We start from the raw sequence: 20,835 nt of genomic DNA on the forward strand, positions 1-20,835 counted from the left end.
CCATTTTCAAGGGGGTAACGCCCTTCTGGTGTGCAGACATTATCCGCCTGGCACTGATCACCTTTATCTCTTCGATTTCTCTGTTCTTACCTGAGCTGTTATACCGGTAGGCTTATCTGTATCCGTTCAGTCTCATTTATGCCCGTATATATGCGGGCATAAATGGGAGCTATAATGCTGATACTCTCATATCATGATGTTTTGGTAAGCCGGGTTTATTCCATTCAGACGTCAGCCTTGAGACAGGGAGTATTATGCAAAACCGTACAGTGACATTCAGCCTGGTTCAGAGCCGTATTGAGAAAGCAGATTACAGCAGAAATCTGCAGATTCATCTGGAGGGTATTAAAGCCTCGGCTGAACATAAAGCAGATGTAGTTGTATTCCCTGAACTGTCGCTCACCGGGTATGAGTTACCTGATGCCAGCAGGCTGGCTCTGGTTAAAAACTCCGAGGATCAGGTGTTCCGCACTTTATCTCAGGCTGCAACGGAACATAACCTGGTAGTGGTCGCAGGCTGTCCGATACAGAATGATGGGGATAAGCCATTTATCGGAGCCGTTATCTGCTTTCCCAATGGTCGAACAGAGTTTTATCTGAAGCAATATCTGCATGAAGGAGAAGATCAGTACTGCTCAGCCGCAGACCAGAATTATCAGTTTGATGTTAACGGGTATAAGGTTGCTCTGGCTGTCTGTGCTGACTTCCAGAATCCGATGCACTCTGAAGATGCTGCAACTGCAGGCTCCGATATTTATCTGGTCAGCGCGCTGATTACCGGTAATGGCTATGCTCCTGATGGCGAAGTGCTGTCCGGGATTGCCTCACGGCATCAATTCCCGGTGTTGTTATCGAATTATGTTTGTGAATCCGGTGGGCTGACCGGATGTGGTAAAAGCGCGATGTGGGATCAGTCAGGGAAGCAAATGTTCAGTGCTGAGGGTTCTGAACATGGCCTGGTTTTGTGCACAATCAGTCATGATGGTCTGGCGGGGTGTTTTGAAGCAGGCTGAGTGATGGAGGATCACGCTGACAGGGGATGAAGAATACCTTTGGCAAAATGTTCTTTAAAAACCTTGTTCTGATAGCTTCTGTGCCAGCAGGAATTTCCCGCTGAATCAGCCAGCCTGATTCAGCGAGGGAGGGGACTAATGCGTCAGTAGTTTATTAAGGGTTTCACAGTCTTTTTTGACAACGTCTGCATAGTTCAGTGTTGCTTCGATCAGCCCTTCAATCGCATCGGGTAAATATTTAGCTACGGCTTTTTCAAACTGAATTGAACGACGATCTCCACGACAATGCGCCAGTGCCAGAGCTTCACCACAGGTCGCGGCGTACTGGATAAAGCCACCGTTTACTGCTTTTTTACCAAAAGTGATGTGTTCAGGATCTATACCGACTCTGGCATGGTGACGGGAGCGAATCAGCCAGTGGTTACCCTGCCAGATCGCTTCATCCAGTACGAGATCAGGCCGTCTTTGCATTCTGTACTGACAGTTGACCGTCAGATGCGCAGGGTTCAGCCGGTTGACCGGGCTGAGATCAGGAAAATGATACAGTGGTGCCGCATGACGCTGTTGCTTGACCTCAACAATATGGCACAAGCCCAGATCTTTTTTGCCCCGGTATCCGGCAGGGCCAATCAGGAAATAGTAACGCCCCATATTGACCGAGCCGGTACCAGCGTTCAGACGTTCAGTGATATCCAGAATGCAATCGTCCATATATGGGGCGAATGCCTGTTCCAGCTTCTGATAGCTCTGCTTTCCTACACGCCTGAATCGGGCCGGGATGTTACGAAAACGCAAAACAGAACGCTCAGTATCAACAGCTTTAGCCAGAGAGCTGCGAGTCTCAAATTCAGTGCCACCACAGGCTCTGTTCAGGGCTTTCTGATAGCGCTTATGCAGAACATGTGATTTTTTAAAACCGGTAATGGTTTTTCTTCTGTTATCAGGCTGATCGATACCCGCTTCACACACTTCCAGATAAGCGCGGAGAAACTGTTCTATGGCCGGACGGATATCTTCAGAACTGATAACGGCTTTACCTGACATATCACTTTCTGAAGTGTAACGTCCGTCAGCAACGCCCTGAGCATAATCTGCACATAGTGCAAGACTGGTTGCAAAACGACTCAGATCCCAGCTGGCATGACCTGTACAGGCATCATCAAAATCATTAGGCGAGAAAATAATACTGTCGCCGTGTGAACCTTCTTCACTCAGAAAACCAAAGTTTGAGGTATGGCAGTCACCCATTACTGTTGTCAGAGGCAGTTTGTTCAGGCTTTTTGGCAGGTTGAGAAAACCGGAAGCCAGATCTGCATAGAACAGCTGGGCTGATCCTCGCAGAAAGACAAAGGGATTAGATGCCATCTTTCTGTGTTTCGGCAGGTTTGCTTCTGGTACCTGACCGTCAACACGCAGCAGTTCTTCGCGGATAAGCTGAATTCGCTCCTTCATTCTGGTCTCCTTTTGAGTGACATAAAAGAAAGGCTGAAACAGGATTCGCCTGCTTCAGCCTGTATTCAGGACTACTTATGATCATACGCCTCAGTCTCATAAGTGTCACGGAAGGTGTCTGGCTTATTTCTGGCTAAAGCCCTGTTTGTTCAGTATATCTTTCATAAATGGGCGCGCTTCTTTACTCAGGATTGCACTGATCTGCTCAGACCAGGATTGCTCATTCTGACCCTGAGTACGCTCTCGATAATAGTTGCGCATAGTTTCGTCATAGTCCGCCAGTTCAGTCTGATCAATTGGCTGATAGCTATCTTCATGCAGTACCAGAGAGGCAGGCAAACGAGGTTTTTTACCCGGATCCTGATCCGGATACCCAAGACAGAGCCCAAACATAGGAAAGACATTTTCTGGTAGATTCAGCAGTGAGCAGACTTTATCCGGATTATTTCTTAACCCGCCGATATAGACACCACCCAGCCCCATAGATTCTGCAGCCAGCAGGCAGTTCTGAGCCATCAGAGCAGAATCCACAGCACCAATCAGAGTCTGTTCTGTGAAACCCAGTTTAGCATCGGCTTTAATCTGCTGGTGACGATTAAAGTCGGCACAAAACACCAGAAACTCAGCGGCTGATGATACATATGCCTGGTTACCGGCATACTCAGCCAGCAACTCCCGATTTTCCGTACGGGTAACCCGAATTATGCTGACGCACTGGATATTACTGGATGATGATGCCGCGCGGGCGCAATCAATCAGAGTGCTCAACTGCTCAGCGGTAATTGGCTGATCAGTGAATTTACGAATAGAGCGATGGGACAGAATTGTTTCAACAGTGGTATTCATACTATTTCCCGAGTAGTCAATCAGATGTCAGCAGTATACCTGTTACAGAAATTTCATCTATCGACACTTCCTTATATACATAGCGACACTGGATTATGTGTTTTTATACAGTATTATGAGAGTAATTCTGAATAAATCAAAGGACAACCTCCTCATGGCTGAAGTGAAAGGCTTATTAACCGGTACAGATCAGAAAACACGTTGCTGGTGGTGTGGTGAAGATGATGAGCTTTACCGTAATTATCATGACAATGAATGGGGTTACCCGATAACGGATGATATCCGTTTGTTTGAAAAAATATGTCTGGAAGGGTTTCAGTCAGGCCTGAGCTGGATCACTATTCTGCGTAAACGAGAAGGCTTTCGCAAAGCATTTGAGGGTTTTGACTTCCATAAGGTTGCGACATTTACGGATGATGACATCGAACGCTTGTTACAGGATGAAGGTATTGTTCGCCATCGGGGGAAAATAAGTGCAACAATCAACAATGCGGCACGTGCGATAGAAATGCAGGAAGAGTATGGTTCTCTGGCTGCCTGGTTCTGGCAATATGAACCTGCTTCGTCTCAACGGCCTGCTGTGTGTGACTATGAGACTCTGAGTCAACTGGGGCAGACTGAAATCTCTCTGCAGATGAGCAAAGATCTGAAAAAAAGAGGCTGGAAGTTTGTAGGCCCTACCACTTGTTACGCTTTTATGCAGGCGATGGGACTGGTCAATGATCATATTGAGGGCTGCAATATTCGGCAAGCTTGCCTGGAAGCCAGACTTCATATGACTATCCCGGAATTATAAGCCTGCAAGAATATCGCGATGACTTGATATTAATCTGCTGAGTACTAAAAAGCGGGATTGAGACATTTTGTCCTCTGGTGCGTATTTTTGTCCGTACCACTCCCGTTTTTTCATTTTTAATGACTTTAAATCCCTCTTGTAGCGTTTTTGTTCGTTTCTTTTCCCGCTACGAATTCTGTTATGAGACCTTGTTTACTTGTCAGATAGTGGCTGAAAAAATAACACTAAAAATCAGGAACACTTATTGCTTAATCGCTGTTGTATTCAGTAATTACGGGACAAAAGGCGATGGTCAGACATGCGGGGAATCCAGAGTTAACTCAGGCAGAAATATCCTTAACAGACAACACCCTGGTGTATGACGAATACGGTCAGACCCGAGAGATTTCTATTGCCGGGGAAAGGCCTTTGACGCTATATCTGAATAAACGTGAGATTGTCACTCTGATGACGCTGGGTGCAGAGCCAGAGGCTCTGGTGCTGGGCTATTTACGCAACCAGGGAATGATTCAGTCTCTGGATCAGGTTCAGGCGGTACAGGTGGACTGGGAGGTTGGAGCGGCAGTTGTCGTTGCAGAGAGTGATGATGACGCTCTGGAACAGAAGCTGGCTCATAAAACCGTAACGACAGGATGCGGTCAGGGCACTCAGTATGGCGCCATGATGGATGATCTTCAGCAATTACAGCTATCTGAAAAGACGATGCAGCAAAGTGCAGTCTATCAGTTACTCACCGCATTAAACGATTACAACGAAACCTATCGTTCTGCCGGAGCCGTGCATGGTTGTGCACTGTGTAGTCTGGATCAGGATCATAAGGGCATAAATGCTTCCGTATTGGCCTTTTCCGAGGATGTCGGACGCCACAATGCCGTGGATACACTGGCAGGAAAGCAGTGGCTGCATAATCTACAGGGAGAACAACTGGTGTTCTATACCACGGGGCGCCTGACATCTGAGATGGTGATTAAAGTGGCACGCATGGGAATTTCTGTGCTGCTATCCCGTTCAGGTGTCACGGCTATGGGACTGGAGCTGGCACGACAGCTTGGCATTATGCTGATCGCTCGCGCCAAAGGTAAACATTTCCTGCTTTATCACGGTGCAGACCGCTTCAAATGGGATGCGGTGCCAGAGAAAAAGCCATCAGCGGATGCCGTCAAACGACACAAAGCTAAATCTGCCTCCTGATATCTGATAACACCTTATTTTTATCTATTAGAGAAAGTGCCAATCCCATGACAGAAATAATAGCCGATACCCTGTTTATGAATGTTAAACAGGTGGCAGATTACCTGCATCTGAACGAAAAGAAAGTCTATGCTCTGGCCAGTGAAGGACAAATTCCGGCCACTAAAGTAACAGGGAAGTGGCTGTTTCCTAAAAAACTGGTTGATCGCTGGCTACTGGAGTCCTGTCATAGCGGATTGATGGCAGACCGCTTGCTGCTGACCGGAAGTGACGACCCTTTTTTGCAGGCTATTATGCTGCGCTTACCCGGTGTTGTTGGCAACAAAGCGTTATACAGCTACAGCGTAACAGGTTCCCGGATGGGACTGAGTCTGTTATCCCAGGGGCACGCGGATGTGGCGGCTATTCACTGGGGACGCGCAGAAGAGAGTCATCTGCGTCATCCTGGCCTTATCCGTCAGTTCTCACATTATCGTCAGTGGGTGCTGGTACATGCATTTAAGCGGACCCAGGGGTTGATCATTCACCCGGATCATTACGATTACAAGGACCCGGACAATATTGCTGTCAACCGCTTGCGTTGGGCTGTCAGGCAGGAAGGAGCCGGATCACAACGCTTTTTGCAGGAATGGCTATCTGAGTCTAAAAGGCAGCTGGATGAACTGAATGTGGCGGCTCAGGCGTTCAGTGAACGAGAAATGGCTTCGATGATCTGTCGTGGTGAAGCAGATGTGGGTCCCGGTAGCCAGAGTGCAGCACGGGAATACGGGTTGGAGTTTGTGTCCGTCTGCCAGGAAGCGTTTGATCTGGTAGTGCCACGCAGTGTGTACTTCCGCGGTTTATTCCAGCAGTTATTCGATTATATGCAGAGCCAGGAAGGCCTGGAGCTGGCCCGCAACCTGGGTGGTTATGATTTATCGGATTGCGGCAAACTGATCTGGAACGGAGCAGACTGACCTGGTACAGAGGGGGGCTCTGAATCAAACCAGAGGCAGACATGGTTTCTGTCTCTGGCTTTATTTTACACATAGCCGTATCGATCGTTGGCCTATAGTATTTCACTCTATTGCACTGTTATTACTATAGTCAAAATCTGGCATCGGTAAGTAACTGAATCTTCAGAAATAAAAAGAGCATTTAGCTGATTTCATTGCAGGTAATCCCGGATACTTAGCATGAATATACGAGAAGTCAGGAATATCGTGATTCCGATTAAAATTACTGACTGCGCTGAACTTCGGCCAGGCTGGCCAGCAATTGTTCTGTTGTGGATTCATCGCTGTTGGTAAATTCAGCTTCTTCTCTGAGATAAACACTGAAAGCACTGCCTTTACCCAACTCCGATTCCACCTGAATATCGCCTCCATAGCGGCGAATGATACCGTATGACACGGAAAGGCCCAGTCCGGTGCCATTATCGCGAGTGGTGAAAAAAGGATCAAAGATATGAGGCAGGATCTCGGCTGCAATTCCTTTACCTTCATCTTTTACCTGTATCACCACGCCTTTGCATACACCAGCTTCGTACCAGTTATTGGTACAGACCTGAATGCTGCTCTGGTGTGGGCTGGCGTGAGCGGCATTCATAACCAGATTCACCAGCACCTGTTGCAACTGCTGGACGTTGGCTTGCGCCAGGTGACTGGCTTTAAGTTCCAGATTCACGCTGATAGCCTGTTTTTCCAGAGTATGACGGACCAGAACCAGCATATCCTGCACAACCTGATTAATATCCAGAGGTGCCAGAGATTGAGTGTATTCACCCGGACGGCTGTACTGTAGCAGGTTATTAATCAAGGCTCTGATGCGATAAACCTGTTGAATAATCAGCTCAATCTCTTCTTCGACAGGCTCAGCTTCATTACCCAGTACCGCCTGAAGCAGATCCATATTCCCCAGAATAACCGCTGCCGGATTATTGATTTCGTGAGCGATACCGGCGGTCAGCTCACCCAGAGCAGCCAGTTTCTCTTTTGTCACCAGCTGAGCACGGGTGGCCTGCAAAAGACGGATATGTTCCTCCAGCTCCCGGGTTTTATCCTGCAAGGACTGAGTACGTTGCTGAACTTTTTGCTCCAGCACCTCAGCCGCCTGCTGAATCTGTCTATTACGATCTTCCAGCAAGTCCAGCATAGTATCGAACTGTTCGGCCAGGTCGCTGAATTCATCGTTATTATCCATCATGCCGATCCGTTTTCTCTGCCCGGCTTTCACTGCTTTTACCACAGCGTGAATCCGGCTGACGGGATGGATTACCAGACCTGCACTGCGCATCACCAGAATGGAGGATATAAAGGTAACAATAGCAATAGCACCGATCAGTTCTATCAGTGTCTGATGGTAAATTTCGGTATAAGGGCTTTCAAGAAAACCGGTATAAAGCATGCCGATGCGCTTGCCGGACATATCTTCAACCGGCATGTAGGCTGAAATATACCAGTCATTGACCACAAAGGCTCTGTCGACCCAGCGTTCTCCTTTCTGCAACACTTTTTTGTTAACGTCATAAGAAACCCGGGTGCCCAGCGCCCGGTTCAGACCACCCTGCTCCCGGATCCCCGGTTCCTGAGGAACGTTTGTGCTGATACGAACATCATCAAGAAACAGAGTTACAGTGCCTATGCCACCATCCGGCAAAGTACCAGGCTGGTAAACCAGGTCCCGGATTTCATCAACAAAGGCATTGTTTCTGTTGAGTAAACGACCACTATCCAGAATTGCAATCACTTCACCATCAGCACTGGCGACCGGATGCAGTGCACGGATAAACATACCCCGATTTTCATGACTGCGTTTAGTCGGCATAGCTCGCTGCGTGTCCAGCAAGGGAATACGCATGGAAGAGTTCAGGTCAGGATCAATGCGATTGATCTCTTCAGGTTCAAGAAGCTGCAACCCGGTCATAGGCTGGCCACGCAGCACCTGAGCAGCAATTTTAGCCAGACTGTCCTCTGATAGTAAGCGATCACCCAGACCACTGGTAGGGATCAGACGGATAAAATCCAGCTTATACAGAGCCTTATAGTCCAGCAGTTGCTGCTGGGCTCGCATACTATCGCCCTGTTTAATGGACTCTTTAAGACGCCTGCTCTGGCTAAGTTGTCTGAGGCTGTCCAGGTCCTTATCTTCCAGAATTTGCAGAAAACCCTGAGCTACAGAGAGGTCAGCCTGTACTTTACGATACAACTGGTCAGCAGAGTAGGTGCTTGCCCAATAACTGGTCATACCAATCAGCGTAACCAGAATAAGGGCAACAGGGGTTAGTGTTAACCCCAGTATCTTCAAGCGGATAGATGTGCGCATAGATCAACAGATTCCGGGGTTCAGACCATCTGAACCCTGAGTCAAAAATTATTCTGCTCCGGAATGTTGAATATCGGGATCATTCCGGACGGGTTTCATCCCATGCCTGCAATTTTCGATCCAGAGTTTTCCGAGAAATGCCCAGCTGTCGAGCAGCAGCAGACTTATTACCCTGATAAGCGGCAAGCACCTGAAGTATATGGTGTTTTTCAACCTCATCCAGTGGCCAGTCATCAGGAAAGCCTCTCTCCTGTAATGGCAAGGGTGATGAGATTTCTCTTACCTTGTGACTTTCCGGGAAACTGTCTATGGGCAGTCGACCCAGAAGGATACAGCGTTCGACAAAGTTCTTCAGTTCACGGATATTACCGGGCCAGCTGTATTTCGCCATCGCCTGCAGGTCTTCATGGGCAAACGGGACTGGTGGCAAACCCAGCTCCTGTGATAGTTTGCGGGAGAAATTATGCACCAGCGTTGAAATATCTTCAGAGCGATCCCGCAAAGGCGGCAGAGTCAGAGTCAGCACGTTCAGACGGTAGTAAAGATCCTCTCTGAACCGGCCCTCTTTGACCTCCTCTTCCAGATTACGGTTTGTCGCTGCAACAATACGTACATCAACACTGACTTCCTGCTCCCCCCCTACCGGACGTACCGCTTTCAGCTCCAGCACACGTAGTAATTTGGCCTGCATCCCCAGAGGCATTTCTCCGATTTCATCCAGGAAAAGTGTACCGCCATTGGCGAAGGTAAACAGACCATCACGGGCCTTCTGGGCTCCGGTAAAAGCCCCTTTCGTGTGACCAAAAAGCTCACTTTCCAGAATTTCTGCAGCAATAGCACCACAGTTAACGGGGACGAATGCCCCCGAACGACCGCTGTACTGATGCAAGGCCCGAGCCGCCAGCTCCTTACCGGTACCGGACTCACCTTCAATCAGTACAGCTGAAGGTGTTGGCGCAACCCGCCGAATAATCTCGTCGACATCTTTAATCGCCGGACTTTCTCCCAGCATGGCACTGCCCGAGCTGAACACTGAATTTACTTCGCGACGAAGAACAAAGTTCTCTCGCGCCAACAGACGCCTTTCCAGACAGCGGTCAATGGCTGTGGTCATTTGCTCCAGGCGAAATGGCTTAAGAATAAAATCACTGGCACCGGCTCGCAGTGCTTCAATCGCTGTTTCCAGATCAGCATAGGCTGTCATGAAAATGATATCGCTACGGCGCTCACTTTCTCTAATCGCTTCATGCCATTCAATGCCGGAGCGCCCCGGAAGCTTTATATCGCAGATCAAAAGGTCAAAGTGGCAGCGTTTGCGAATTTCTTCTGCCGTTTCAATGCTGTCAGCAGATTCAACCAGGGCAAAGCGTTTGGCCAGGGCTTTAACCAGAAAGTTTCTCATGCCGGGCTCATCATCAACAATAAGTACTGAAACGGCTGGCAGACTGGTCGTTGGGGTGCCAGATAAACTCTGAACTTTATTTTCCTGTGAGGTCATATAATTATATTCGTTATCATGCAAGCGGTTTTTGTTGTTCGGTCATTACATACCTGAATAAAAGTATTCCGATATTCTTCAGACAATGGCTGGTGAATATGGCAACGTTCAGCAGAAGTCCTTTTGTTCAGGTACTTAAAGGCGTTTTTAAATAAACACAGCACTCTCACCTTTCCATTATGGGTCACAACGACGCATCGCGTCTTTATTTATGGGTCATAATGTCCCTTTTACATAGGGAGAGTTCTGCTTTTAATTAATTATTTATATATTCAATTGTTATCGATGCCATTATATCGGCTATTGAGTATATCTGGCATTTATTTTGCTCTTTTGCTGTGCCCATGATAACAAACTATCCACATTGGGGCATATTAGAGAGGGGTTTAGTAAACAATGAAAAAGCTGACACATTTATTAGCTGCGGCAGTTATCAGTGCAACAGTTTCTGTACAGGCTGTTGCCGAAGATCTGGGCATTGTTCGTCTGGCAACCACGACCAGCACTTATAACTCAGGGCTGCTGGATTATCTGTTACCAACGTTTGAAAAAGAGCACGGTGCAACCGTTCAGGTGATTGCCGTTGGTACCGGTAAGGCATTGCGTATGGGACGAGATGGCGATGTTGATGTTGTCATGACTCATGCTCCGAAAGCCGAAGCTAAGTTTGTCAGCGAAGGCTATGGCATTGAGCCTCGCGGTATTATGTACAACGATTTTGTACTGGTAGGGCCAAACAATGATCCTGCAAAAGTGAAAGGTACTCAGGATATTACTCAGGCTCTGGAAAAGGTTTCAGCGAACAAAGCGCTGTTTATTTCCCGTGGTGATGATTCAGGTACCCATAAAAAAGAGCTGAACCTGTGGAAACAAGCCGCAGTAAAACTACCTTTTGATGGTTATCGTGAGGTAGGCCAGGGGATGGGCAAAGTTCTGCAGATGACGTCTGAACTGCAGGGTTATACTCTGACAGACCGTGGCACCTGGCTGGCTTATAAAACAAAAGTTGATCTGGCTATTGTATCTGAAGGGGATGCCCGTCTGTTTAACCCTTATCAGGTTATTCAGGTTAACCCGGAACGTCACGAAGGACTCAATACCAAAGGCGCAGAAAGCCTGAGTAAGTGGCTGGTATCTGATAATGCTCAGGATATGATCGATAATTTCCGCCTGCATGGTGAAAAACTATTTGTCGCTAATGCAAAAGACTAATTGCTTCTACCTCTCAGGTGTACTGCCTTAGAGGATTCGCAGGTCAATCATTTATCCGCTACCCGGTAGCGGATAAATATCTGAATAAATTTTTTGAGTAAGCAATTATTACCGCTTCAGCCAGAGGCTGGGGAATATCAGGATATTTTTATTCAGATTATGTTATTTAATGCGCTCAGAATCACTAAATTATATCTGTAACAGCCTGAATTAAAGTGACTTACCTTGTTTCTATACTTCTGACTACAAGCATATAACTAAATAACGCAGGGGATTTTATTGGCTGCTTTAACTGAGACATTTGCTCATGCTGTTGAACTTCTGGTGTCCGGAGATGAACAGCTCTGGACTATCATTGGTGTATCCTTTCGAGTGTCTTTTCTGGCGCTGCTGACGGCCTGTGTGCCGGCTGTTTTTCTTGGATTTATTCTGGCTTACTGGCGCTTTCCCGGTCGCTGGTTTTTGCTTTCTATGACACATACTCTGATGGCAGTTCCTACCGTAGTAGTCGGACTGCTTCTGTTTATGCTTTTGTCCCGGAGTGGTCCACTGGGTGACTGGCGTATGCTATTTACTCAGGATGCCATGATCATAGGCCAGATCCTGTTGTGCTTACCACTTCTGGTGTCTATGACTCATACCGCTTTTCAGAGTGCTGATAAGAGAGCCTGGGAAACAGCCAGAATGCTGGGTGCTCATCCATTACGTTGCCTGTGGGTATTAATGCATGAAGTCCGGTATGCATTGATTGCCAGCCTGGTTGCAGCTTTCGCCCGTATTATTGCTGAAGTAGGCTGTGCCATGATGGTTGGTGGCAATATTCTGAATTATACGCGTAACATCACGACGGCAATCGCCCTGGAGACACTTAAAGGTGAATACGCTCAGGGTGTTGCTCTGGGGCTGGTGCTTTTTATTCTGGCCATGATACTGAACCTGGGCATGGCATTATTACGCGGTCGTGGGCAGTTAAGCCACCGCTGAGAGGATCAGGGTATGAATAGTGATATTCAGAGCAACCTTTACCTGAGTTCTGTTGAACCAGCTTCTTGTCATGATGTTACGGCACGCCCGGATAACCATCCCTGGCACTCCGGAAAACCTTCACATTCTGCTGAACGAGTGCTGCAGATTAATGGGCTGAAGCATAGCTGGAACAAGGATTACGTTTTATTTGAGATACCAGAACTCAGCTGGTTTAAAGAACAGGTAATCTGGTTAAAAGGAGAGAATGGAACGGGCAAGTCGACCTTAATGCGTCTTATGGCAGGCCTGGAGCCTGTACAGCAGGGCAGCGTGTTCTTTTCTGATATTAAGCCTTCTTTGTTTCGCTCATCGGGAAGAGGCCGGGTATGCTATCTTCATCAGACACCTTATCTGTTTGCAGGCACTGTGCAGCAGAATTTGCAGTTTGTGATCCGCTCGTTGCCTTTTGCCCGAAGGCGTAAAGCTGAACAACGACTGACTGAAGGCAGACAAATGGCGGCACTGCATCATCTGAACGATCAGGTCGCTACGACACTGTCTGGTGGCGAACGGCAACGGCTTGCTCTGCTCAGAGCCTGGCTATTACAGCCTGATATACTGTTTCTGGATGAGCCCGCAGCGAATCTGGATGATGGTTCTGTAGAACTTATCTGCATGATGGTGAAAGACTTAATACAGCAGGGAACTGCTGTGATGCTCAGCTCTCACCAGAGTTGCGCGCTGACTCAGCTGACAAATCAGTCATGGCTGCTAAAAAACGGCACAGTATATGCTTTATGAAAAAGTAGTAATTGATATATCGACAGAAGTAAAAAGATATATAAAAAATGCAGTAGAAGTCTGAAATTGAAGTAAGATAAATAATATTACAAATCAATTTTGAAGCTTTATTCAAATGTGCCTGTCTATAAGGTATAAAGTCTTTAAGGATATTCTATTGCCATCAGGATGCCCGGCATTCTTACATGCCGGAATGACGAAGCGAGAATACTTATGACTAAGCAAATGGTGACTGCTGTGATACTGGCCGGAGGCCAGGGTCAGAGGATGGGTGGAAAGGACAAAGGCTGGGTTGAATTTCGTGATAAGCCCATGATCAGCCATGTTCTGCAGCAGGTAAAACCCCAGGTTTCAGGTATTATAATTAATGCTAACCGTAGTTTTGAGCGATACCAGTCGCTGGGTTATCCGGTAATAGAAGACAGTGCCAGTGGCTTTCACGGCCCTCTGATGGGCATGCTGACAGGATTAAGGCATGCATCTTCAGACTGGATACTGTTTGTACCTTGTGATACGCCTCTGCTGCCCACAGATCTGGCTGATCGTTTGTACCAGGCGGTAAGAAAAAACAACGCTGACCTGGCTGTCGCCCATGACGGCGAACGCCTGCAGCCGGTTATTGCTCTGCTGCATAAATCCTTATTGCCCAGCCTGGAAGCCTGGCTGGAAGAAGGTAAGCGTAAGATTGATCGCTGGTTTATGCAGCATAAAATGGTTGTTGTCCCTTTTGATGATGGCGAGAGTGTATTTATGAACCTGAATACACCGGAAGAACTAAAGGAAGTAGAAGCTGGATATTGCGTTGTTTAGTCTACTTTTATTTTTCTGAAATGAGAAAACCTGCCCTGGTGGCAGGTTTTTTTGTTCCAGAATGACCCACTCATAATTAAATGGACACTTACTAACGGTATTTTGGAGCATTTTGGAGCATTTTTGACCGTGTTCATATCGCCTCTGGTACACTGCTTGCCCTTTAACTCTTTAATAACGATAACTTCTGAACAGATCTCACTGGTGGTTCTGGTACGTAGCTAACGCCGGGAGCTGGTTGTGGCCAGGAGCTGTTCAGCAGGACAGGGGCATTTAAGATGTCAGATTTTCAGAGACCTGTACTGGGTTTTACTGCCTGGAGTGGAACAGGTAAAACAACATTGCTGAAAAAGCTGTTACCGATTCTGAAAGAACGAGGTATCCGGCTGGCTGTGGTTAAACACGCCCATCATAACTTTGAGACAGATATACCAGGGAAGGATAGCTACGAGCTGAGAAAAGCCGGGGCAGCTCCTATACTGATATCGTCTTCCAGACGTATGGCGATGATGCTGGATTATGATCAGGAAGCTGAGCCTGTGCTGGCAGACATGATTGACTATCTGCCATTACATAAAATTGATGCAGTCCTGGTCGAAGGTTTTAAGCAGGAATCGTTCCCTAAAATTGAATTACACAGGCCTGCGGTAGCAAAACCTCTGATCTGCCCCCATGACCCGGATATTATTGCTCTGGCGACAGAAGGCTGTCTGGTGCCAGAAGATGTGTCGTTATCAGACAAACACCTCGACAGAATTGTGCTGTGTAATCCGGGTAAAGAACGTATCCTGCCTTTGCTGGATCTGAATAATACTGATCAGCTGGCTGATTTTGTTGTCGAACAGATTACTCGTCAGAAAAGAGCATTTTACATCTGAATAAGTTATGCGCCTGAATAAAAAGACTATTCAGGTCCTCAGCTCCGGGGCAGATACAGCTTTGGCTATGTATATGATTCAGTAAGCGGCCCGTTGTACTGAACATAATAAAGCTATGTATCAGCATGGTAATAACAGAATAAATAAGCTGGCGGCTCAGACAGGGCCTGTTCAGCCTTAAGGCTAAAAGCAGAATATGAGTGAGCAATCTCAATCCGTAATCAGTTGTTTTGATCAGCCCGGACAATTCAGTGTTCAGCAGGGCAGAGAAAAAGTTGAAGCACTGGTCAATCCGTTATCGGATAGTGAGTACTGTGCGATTGCACAACTGACCGGCCGTGTTCTGGCAGAAGACCTGGTTTCTCCGGTGAACGTACCGGCTCAGACAAATTCTGCAATGGATGGTTTTGCTCTGTGTCTGCCGGAAGAAAATACCGGGCATACTCACTGGCCTGACGAATATCTGCTGGTCGGCGAAGCGTTCGCAGGCCATGGTTACGATGGTGCTCTGGAAACAGGCCAGGCAGTCCTTATTACAACTGGAGCACCGGTTCCTAAGGGAACATCCACTGTTGTCATGAAGGAAGTAGCCAGGGTTGATAATGGCAGAGTATTACTGGACAGAGCGGATGCTGTGCGTCCGGGTGAAAATATCCGTCAGGCTGGAGAAGATCTGAAAAAGGGCTGTATTGCCCTGCAAGCGGGTACCCGGCTTAAAGCTCAGCATCAGGGACTGATTGCCTCTCTGGGTTATACCGAAGTGAAGGTTATTCGCCGCCCCAGGGTAGCGGTGTTTTCCACCGGGGATGAAGTGGTCGCTCAAGGGCAGCCGTTACCTGAATTCAGCATTTACGATACCAACCGTTTCTCTATTCAGGGAATGCTGGCAGCACTGGGTTGTGAGGTGATTGATCTCGGCATTTTACCGGATCAGAAGGATGTACTGACAAACACCTTACGTCAGGCTGCAGAACAGACTGATGTTGTGATTTCATCTGGCGGTGTGTCTGTCGGTGACGCCGACTATATCAAGTCCGCACTGAATGAGACCGGAAGAACCGGTTTCTGGCGATTAAATATGAGGCCAGGGCGCCCCTTTGCCTGTGGTGTATTAGGCTGTAGTGATGACTCAACATCTGTCTGCCCGGACAAGCAGGCGTTGTTTTATGGTTTACCGGGTAATCCTGTGGCTGTCATGGTGACATTTCTGCAACTGGTTCAGCCGGCTCTGCGTAAGTTGTCCGGAGAGAAAAACTGGGAACCATGCCGTCTGCCTGCTCTGGCAGCAGAGAAAATGCGCAGCCGTGCAGGCCGGACAGATTTTCATCGGGGGATTTTCAGTATCAATCACCAGGGACAGCTGGAAGTGCACACAACAGGTAGCCAGGGATCAGGTATTTTGCGATCAATGACAGAAGCAAATTGCCTGATCGAGATACCGGATGATATGCCGGGCGTTCAACCCGGAGAACGAGTGATGATTCAGCCTTTTGCTGATCTTTTATAAGTGGCTTAACAAACACAATGACATCACTCGGGTCTGAATATAAATAAGAGATCTGGTTCAGATCTCTTCTGTTTCAGCTATTGCATTCAGCGCACTGGCTGTTTTAATCAGGTTCAGACCCTAAGTACTGATAAAAATATAAGAGAGATAGCTATGAGTGATCAGCAGACACCATCCTTTACCCATCTGGATAGCCAGGGGAATGCCAGTATGGTGGATGTAACCGAAAAAGCCGTCACCCAGCGGGAAGCACGTGCAGAGGCTTATATTCAGATGCAGCCAGAGACCCTGGATCTGATTCTTTCTGGCGGGCATAAAAAAGGCGATGTACTGGCCACTGCGCGCATTGCCGGTATTCAGGCGGCTAAAAAAACCAGCGACCTGATTCCTTTATGTCATCCCCTGATGCTGACCAAAGTCGCTGTTGAGCTGATACCTGAGCCGGAGAACAATCGGGTCAGAATTGAGTCTCTGTGTAAACTGGCAGGACAAACCGGTGTTGAGATGGAAGCACTGACAGCTGCTTCGGTAGCGGCGCTGACATTGTACGATATGTGTAAGGCCGTTGATAAGCATATGGTGATTTCCGGGACGAAGGTACTGGAGAAAAAAGGAGGTAAAAGCGGCCACTGGTTGATGGACAGTGATTCTACTGACCAGATGATGGAAATATCGAAAAAACCTGCTATAGCTACAACGCCTGTTATTTCAGTGACTAAAGATGAACCTCAGTTTTCAGCGCTGGAAAAAAATGTTGCTCGCATGCAGGCAGAATCCCGTGTGAATGAAATACCCCCGATTGAGGTTCGCTTTTTTGCTCAGCTCAGAGAAGAAACCGGTACTGAAGTATGTGAAGTGCCTTTTAATCAGTTGAAAGATGGCACCTTATCCGATGTAAAACACTGGCTGGTTTCAAGGCACCCGAACTGGGCCGTTTATCTGAATCGCAAAAATGTACTGATGTCTGTCAATCAGAGTATGGGCAGGGGGAATACTCAGGTTCAGCCTGGCGATGAAGTTGCATTCTTTCCACCAGTAACAGGGGGTTGATTGATGTCTGCATTCAGTGTTTCAGTTCAGGCTGAGAATTTTGATATCGGTACGATTTCTGCCGAAATAACCCATGAGCGCACTGATATTGGCGCTATTGTCAGTTTTACCGGGCTGGTACGGGATTTTAATGAAAAACCCGATGTGACTGCTCTGACGCTGGAACACTATCCGGGGATGACAGAAGCATCCCTTATGCAGATTATCGACCAGGCCAGAACCCGCTGGCCATTACAGGATGTACGTGTCATTCATCGGGTTGGGCGCCTGGAACCCGGAGACCCTATTGTACTGGTTGTCACGGCCTCAGCTCATCGACTGGCTGCATTTGATGCCTGTGCATTTATCATGGATTACCTGAAAACGCAGGCCCCTTTCTGGAAAAAAGAAAACACCCTGCATGGAGATTACTGGGTCAGCGCCCGAGAATCTGATCAGAATGCTGCAGCTCGCTGGGGCCTGGATAATAAGGAGAACTCCCATGAATCATCCTGAAATCTACACCCCGGAGCCGACGGCAGGGCTGACATCTTACTCCTCTGACACTTGTACCGATTCTGCAGGAGAAACTCTGGTAGATCGCTTTGGCCGCAAAGTGACTTACCTGAGAATATCAGTGACAGATCGTTGTGATTTTCGCTGTGTGTATTGCATGAGTGAGAATATGACTTTTCTGCCCCGTGCACAGGTACTGGAGCTGGAGGAGTTATCTCTGCTGGCACGTACATTTGCTGAGCTGGGGGTGACTAAAATTCGCCTGACGGGTGGTGAGCCTCTGGTCAGACGTAATGTAATGTCACTGATTCAGGATATAGGCGCAATTGATTCGGTTACTGATTTTGCAATCACTACCAATGGTTCACAGTTAACCCATAAAGCACTGGCATTGCATGAGGCCGGACTGGATCGGATTAATATCAGCCTGGATTCTTTGTATGAAGATCGTTTTAAACAGCTGACGCGCACCGGATCATTACACCAGGTGATTGACGGCATTGAAACGGCTGCTGCGCTACCATTTAAACGCGTTAAACTGAATGCAGTGATTCTGAAAGGGCGCAACGATGATGAAATTCTGCCCTTACTGGATTTTGCCATCGAAAAAGGCGTAGATATCAGCTTTATTGAGGAAATGCCTCTGGGGCAGATCAATGAGCATGAGAGGCAGGAAACCTATTGTTCCAGTGATGATGTCCGACAGATTATCGCACAGAAATACCGTTTAGTACCAACCACTGAAAACACTCCGGGGCCTTCACGCTATTATCAGATTCCGGGGATTAAAACCCGTGTTGGCTTTATTTCCCCCCATAGTCATAACTTTTGCGATACCTGTAACCGGGTTCGAGTCACCGCTGAAGGTCGTTTACTACTTTGTCTGGGCAATGAGCACTCTGTGGATCTGAGGGCAGTTATGCGAGCAAACCCTAGTGAAACAGAGCCGTTAAAGCAGGCCATAATTCAGGCGATGGATCTAAAACCAGAGCGCCACCATTTTACAACCGATGGTGATGTACAGGTGCTGCGTTTTATGAACATGACCGGCGGCTGATATTCCGGTATCCTTAAAGACCAGAGTGCAGAAAGCATTCGGGCATACTCACTTTGTTGCCTGATTTAATATTTTCTGTCTCTGGCCTTTCGCTTAGCCTTAACACAATACAAGCTAAGAATCAGATGATTACCCTGGCCGGTTCAGCATACTTTTCATACGCTGACCGATACTTTTCAGCATCCACATAGCATGATCAGGGTTATTCATCAGATGGTCCAGAAATGCTTCCTTAGGCAAGGACATAATTCTGAGTTCAGACCGGGCAATCACATCCGCACTTCTGACATCATCGGTCAGTAAAGCCAGTTCACCAAAAACTTCACCCTGCCCCATCACGGCAAGCACCTCATCAGAGCCTTTTCTGCGGACCTCAACCTCTCCATCAATCAGAACAAAAGCCGAATCCCCGATATCTCCTTCCCGGACCACATACTCGCCCTTGTTATAAAAAATACACTCATAAGAGTCCATAAAATTATACAGACGGTTGTTTTCAGCAAAGCTGGAAAAGAAGTCATTAATATCCTTCTGTACCAGCATGACAGGAATAAACGTAACCCCCATATGTTCATCAAATTGCTCTTCATCCAGCATTTTAAAGCCAACCCGTTTCAGAAGCTTTGCAATTGCCGGATTAATAGGAGCGACAACATGAGTCACGTTACGTGTCATAGCATAATAAGCGGCCATAAGCATCAGCCCCAGAGCAATGCGTGCACCACGAAATGGCGTAGTCACACAATACAGGCTACAGTTCATCACAGCAGCATCTTCCGGCAGAAAGCGTCTGAAGTCATAATATTCATCTGCCGGAATGCCTGCATCAGAGTCCATAGTCACTCTCAGACTTCCAACGACCTCACCCTCACTGACAGCAATCAGATTACGGGTGGTGGAAAAAGCATCGAACCGATCCAGAACCCGTTTATCCGGCAAGGGATCAAATAAACCTTCCTCTTCACTGAATACCTGATGACGTAACTTAAGTACCGCATCTGTTTCTGCCGGGGTTCGTGCCATGGTAATTTTAACGGGCATACTTGCAAGTTCCTTTATTCAGGGATAGTGACAGAAACCATATATTCCCCCTGATGCAGGACACCATGACGAATACCTTGTAAATATCGGGATTTCAATTGATCTGTACCTGCCAGATCCACAAGCTGATAGCCCTGAGATTGAACAAAGCCAGCCTGCTCTTTCTGTTCAATCATCCAGTTCAGCGGCTCACTCTTAAACTTCAGATACCAGCGTAATAACCAGCCACTGTTACTATCCTTACTTTCCATCGGGACTACGCTGGTAAACACCATACGTGTTCCGGCACCACATAATGCTTTTAGTCCCTGGAATAAACGATCAATATCTGGCCGGGACAGATACATCAACACCCCTTCACAGATAAAAAATGTTCTGCGGGTCGCATCAAAGCAGGGCGCTGACTCCAGCGCCTGACGGGCATCCATCTGACTAAAATCAACAGGTAACAGATGAAAGTTATCTGCCTGATCAGATAAGGCTTTGTTTTTTTGCGCACTGGTTGCCGGATGATCCAGCTCAATAAAGTTAATATCCGGATGCAAATTGTGCAGCTCCCAGGCCAGAGTATCAAAACCAGCCCCGAGGTTAACAATCTGGGTATAGCCATCAGCGATAGCTTTTTCTGCTGCATCCCGGATATAGCGTTTTCGCAGTACATAGTGCAGCGTAATGCCCGGCATCATGGCCTGCTCCATATAAGGTGCAAAAAATCGGAATAATCCCTGATTTAACTGGCTCAATCGCTTTCTGCCCTCAGCAGAAGCAGAAAGAATCTGCCGACCTGCTTTTTGTGTTTCTTCTGATACCAGCTTCTGATACTCAGGTTTAGACGCACTGAACAAAATGCCCTGTAAAACGGTATAAGCTGTCGAGCTTGCTTTATCTTCTTTCATAATGCTGTATCAACCCTGAATGT

The 20,835-nt window shown here is 47.4% G+C and carries 19 protein-coding genes; 13 read left to right on the forward strand and 6 right to left on the reverse strand.

Features of this window, described 5'->3' with window-relative positions:
- The first annotated feature begins 254 nt into the window (after positions 1–254).
- Positions 255–1,013 (forward strand): carbon-nitrogen hydrolase family protein, encoded by a 759-nt coding sequence (locus tag H4O21_RS20725; protein WP_182810809.1) that lies wholly within the window; start codon positions 255–257, stop codon positions 1,011–1,013.
- 135 nt (positions 1,014–1,148) lie between these two features.
- Here H4O21_RS20725 and H4O21_RS20730 read toward each other — a convergent pair whose 3' ends face one another.
- Positions 1,149–2,465 carry a DUF2252 family protein gene (locus tag H4O21_RS20730; protein WP_182810810.1) on the reverse strand — a complete coding sequence of 439 codons (1,317 nt, stop codon included), beginning with the start codon at positions 2,463–2,465 and terminating at the stop codon, positions 1,149–1,151.
- Positions 2,466–2,588: 123 nt separating this feature from the next.
- Complete coding sequence (gene nfsA / locus H4O21_RS20735; protein WP_182810811.1) at positions 2,589–3,311, reverse strand: oxygen-insensitive NADPH nitroreductase; 723 nt, start codon at positions 3,309–3,311, stop codon at positions 2,589–2,591.
- A 154-nt stretch (positions 3,312–3,465) separates the two neighbouring features.
- Between nfsA and H4O21_RS20740 the strand changes: the two genes are divergently transcribed.
- The 3 genes from H4O21_RS20740 (at position 3,466) to H4O21_RS20750 (ending at position 6,254) form a co-directional block, all read left to right on the forward strand.
- Entirely contained in the window at positions 3,466–4,107 is a 642-nt protein-coding gene (locus tag H4O21_RS20740) for a DNA-3-methyladenine glycosylase I (RefSeq protein WP_182810812.1), read from the forward strand.
- A 288-nt stretch (positions 4,108–4,395) separates the two neighbouring features.
- Positions 4,396–5,298: a formate dehydrogenase accessory sulfurtransferase FdhD gene (locus H4O21_RS20745; protein WP_182810813.1), complete on the forward strand. Its 903-nt coding sequence runs from the start codon at positions 4,396–4,398 to the stop codon at positions 5,296–5,298.
- A 47-nt stretch (positions 5,299–5,345) separates the two neighbouring features.
- Positions 5,346–6,254: a substrate-binding domain-containing protein gene (locus tag H4O21_RS20750; RefSeq protein WP_220495776.1), complete on the forward strand. Its 909-nt coding sequence runs from the start codon at positions 5,346–5,348 to the stop codon at positions 6,252–6,254.
- Between the two features lie 262 nt (positions 6,255–6,516).
- Here H4O21_RS20750 and H4O21_RS20755 read toward each other — a convergent pair whose 3' ends face one another.
- Positions 6,517–8,601: a cache domain-containing protein gene (locus H4O21_RS20755; RefSeq protein ID WP_182810814.1), complete on the reverse strand. Its 2,085-nt coding sequence runs from the start codon at positions 8,599–8,601 to the stop codon at positions 6,517–6,519.
- Between the two features lie 79 nt (positions 8,602–8,680).
- Positions 8,681–10,099, reverse strand: a complete 1,419-nt coding sequence (locus H4O21_RS20760) for a sigma-54-dependent transcriptional regulator (RefSeq protein WP_182810815.1) — start codon at positions 10,097–10,099, stop codon at positions 8,681–8,683.
- A 396-nt stretch (positions 10,100–10,495) separates the two neighbouring features.
- On the opposite strand from H4O21_RS20760, the gene H4O21_RS20765 reads away from it, so the two are divergent.
- From H4O21_RS20765 to moaA, 9 genes are all read left to right on the forward strand, one after another.
- A complete protein-coding gene (locus H4O21_RS20765) occupies positions 10,496–11,311 on the forward strand; it encodes an ABC transporter substrate-binding protein (protein ID WP_182810816.1) in 816 nt (271 codons plus the stop codon).
- Positions 11,312–11,590: 279 nt separating this feature from the next.
- Complete coding sequence (locus H4O21_RS20770; RefSeq protein WP_182810817.1) at positions 11,591–12,295, forward strand: ABC transporter permease; 705 nt, start codon at positions 11,591–11,593, stop codon at positions 12,293–12,295.
- Positions 12,296–12,307: 12 nt separating this feature from the next.
- On the forward strand, positions 12,308–13,078 hold the full coding sequence (locus H4O21_RS20775; protein WP_182810818.1) for an ATP-binding cassette domain-containing protein: 771 nt from the start codon (positions 12,308–12,310) through the stop codon (positions 13,076–13,078).
- Between the two features lie 213 nt (positions 13,079–13,291).
- Positions 13,292–13,888: a molybdenum cofactor guanylyltransferase MobA gene (gene mobA, locus H4O21_RS20780; RefSeq protein ID WP_182810819.1), complete on the forward strand. Its 597-nt coding sequence runs from the start codon at positions 13,292–13,294 to the stop codon at positions 13,886–13,888.
- A 278-nt stretch (positions 13,889–14,166) separates the two neighbouring features.
- Positions 14,167–14,766, forward strand: coding sequence for a molybdopterin-guanine dinucleotide biosynthesis protein B (gene mobB, locus H4O21_RS20785; RefSeq protein WP_182810820.1), 600 nt, complete (start codon positions 14,167–14,169; stop codon positions 14,764–14,766).
- A gap of 196 nt (positions 14,767–14,962) precedes the next feature.
- Complete coding sequence (locus H4O21_RS20790) at positions 14,963–16,273, forward strand: bifunctional molybdopterin-guanine dinucleotide biosynthesis adaptor protein MobB/molybdopterin molybdotransferase MoeA (RefSeq protein WP_182810821.1); 1,311 nt, start codon at positions 14,963–14,965, stop codon at positions 16,271–16,273.
- Positions 16,274–16,426: 153 nt separating this feature from the next.
- A complete protein-coding gene (moaC, locus tag H4O21_RS20795) occupies positions 16,427–17,323 on the forward strand; it encodes a cyclic pyranopterin monophosphate synthase MoaC (RefSeq protein ID WP_182810822.1) in 897 nt (298 codons plus the stop codon).
- Positions 17,324–17,326: 3 nt separating this feature from the next.
- Complete coding sequence (gene moaE, locus H4O21_RS20800; protein ID WP_182810823.1) at positions 17,327–17,818, forward strand: molybdopterin synthase catalytic subunit MoaE; 492 nt, start codon at positions 17,327–17,329, stop codon at positions 17,816–17,818.
- Positions 17,805–18,875 (forward strand): GTP 3',8-cyclase MoaA, encoded by a 1,071-nt coding sequence (moaA, locus tag H4O21_RS20805; protein WP_182810824.1) that lies wholly within the window; start codon positions 17,805–17,807, stop codon positions 18,873–18,875. The genes moaE and moaA overlap by 14 nt, the downstream gene beginning before the upstream one ends.
- Before the next feature lie 129 nt (positions 18,876–19,004).
- On the opposite strand, the gene H4O21_RS20810 is transcribed toward moaA, so the two are convergent.
- Both H4O21_RS20810 and H4O21_RS20815 read right to left on the reverse strand, forming a co-directional pair.
- Positions 19,005–19,916: an N-acyl amino acid synthase FeeM domain-containing protein gene (locus H4O21_RS20810; protein ID WP_182810825.1), complete on the reverse strand. Its 912-nt coding sequence runs from the start codon at positions 19,914–19,916 to the stop codon at positions 19,005–19,007.
- A gap of 14 nt (positions 19,917–19,930) precedes the next feature.
- Positions 19,931–20,812, reverse strand: a complete 882-nt coding sequence (locus H4O21_RS20815; RefSeq protein ID WP_182810826.1) for a class I SAM-dependent methyltransferase — start codon at positions 20,810–20,812, stop codon at positions 19,931–19,933.
- Positions 20,813–20,835: the final 23 nt, after the last annotated feature.

The organism is Oceanospirillum sediminis, assembly GCF_014164585.1.
Lineage (GTDB): Bacteria > Pseudomonadota > Gammaproteobacteria > Pseudomonadales > Halomonadaceae > Oceanospirillum > Oceanospirillum sediminis.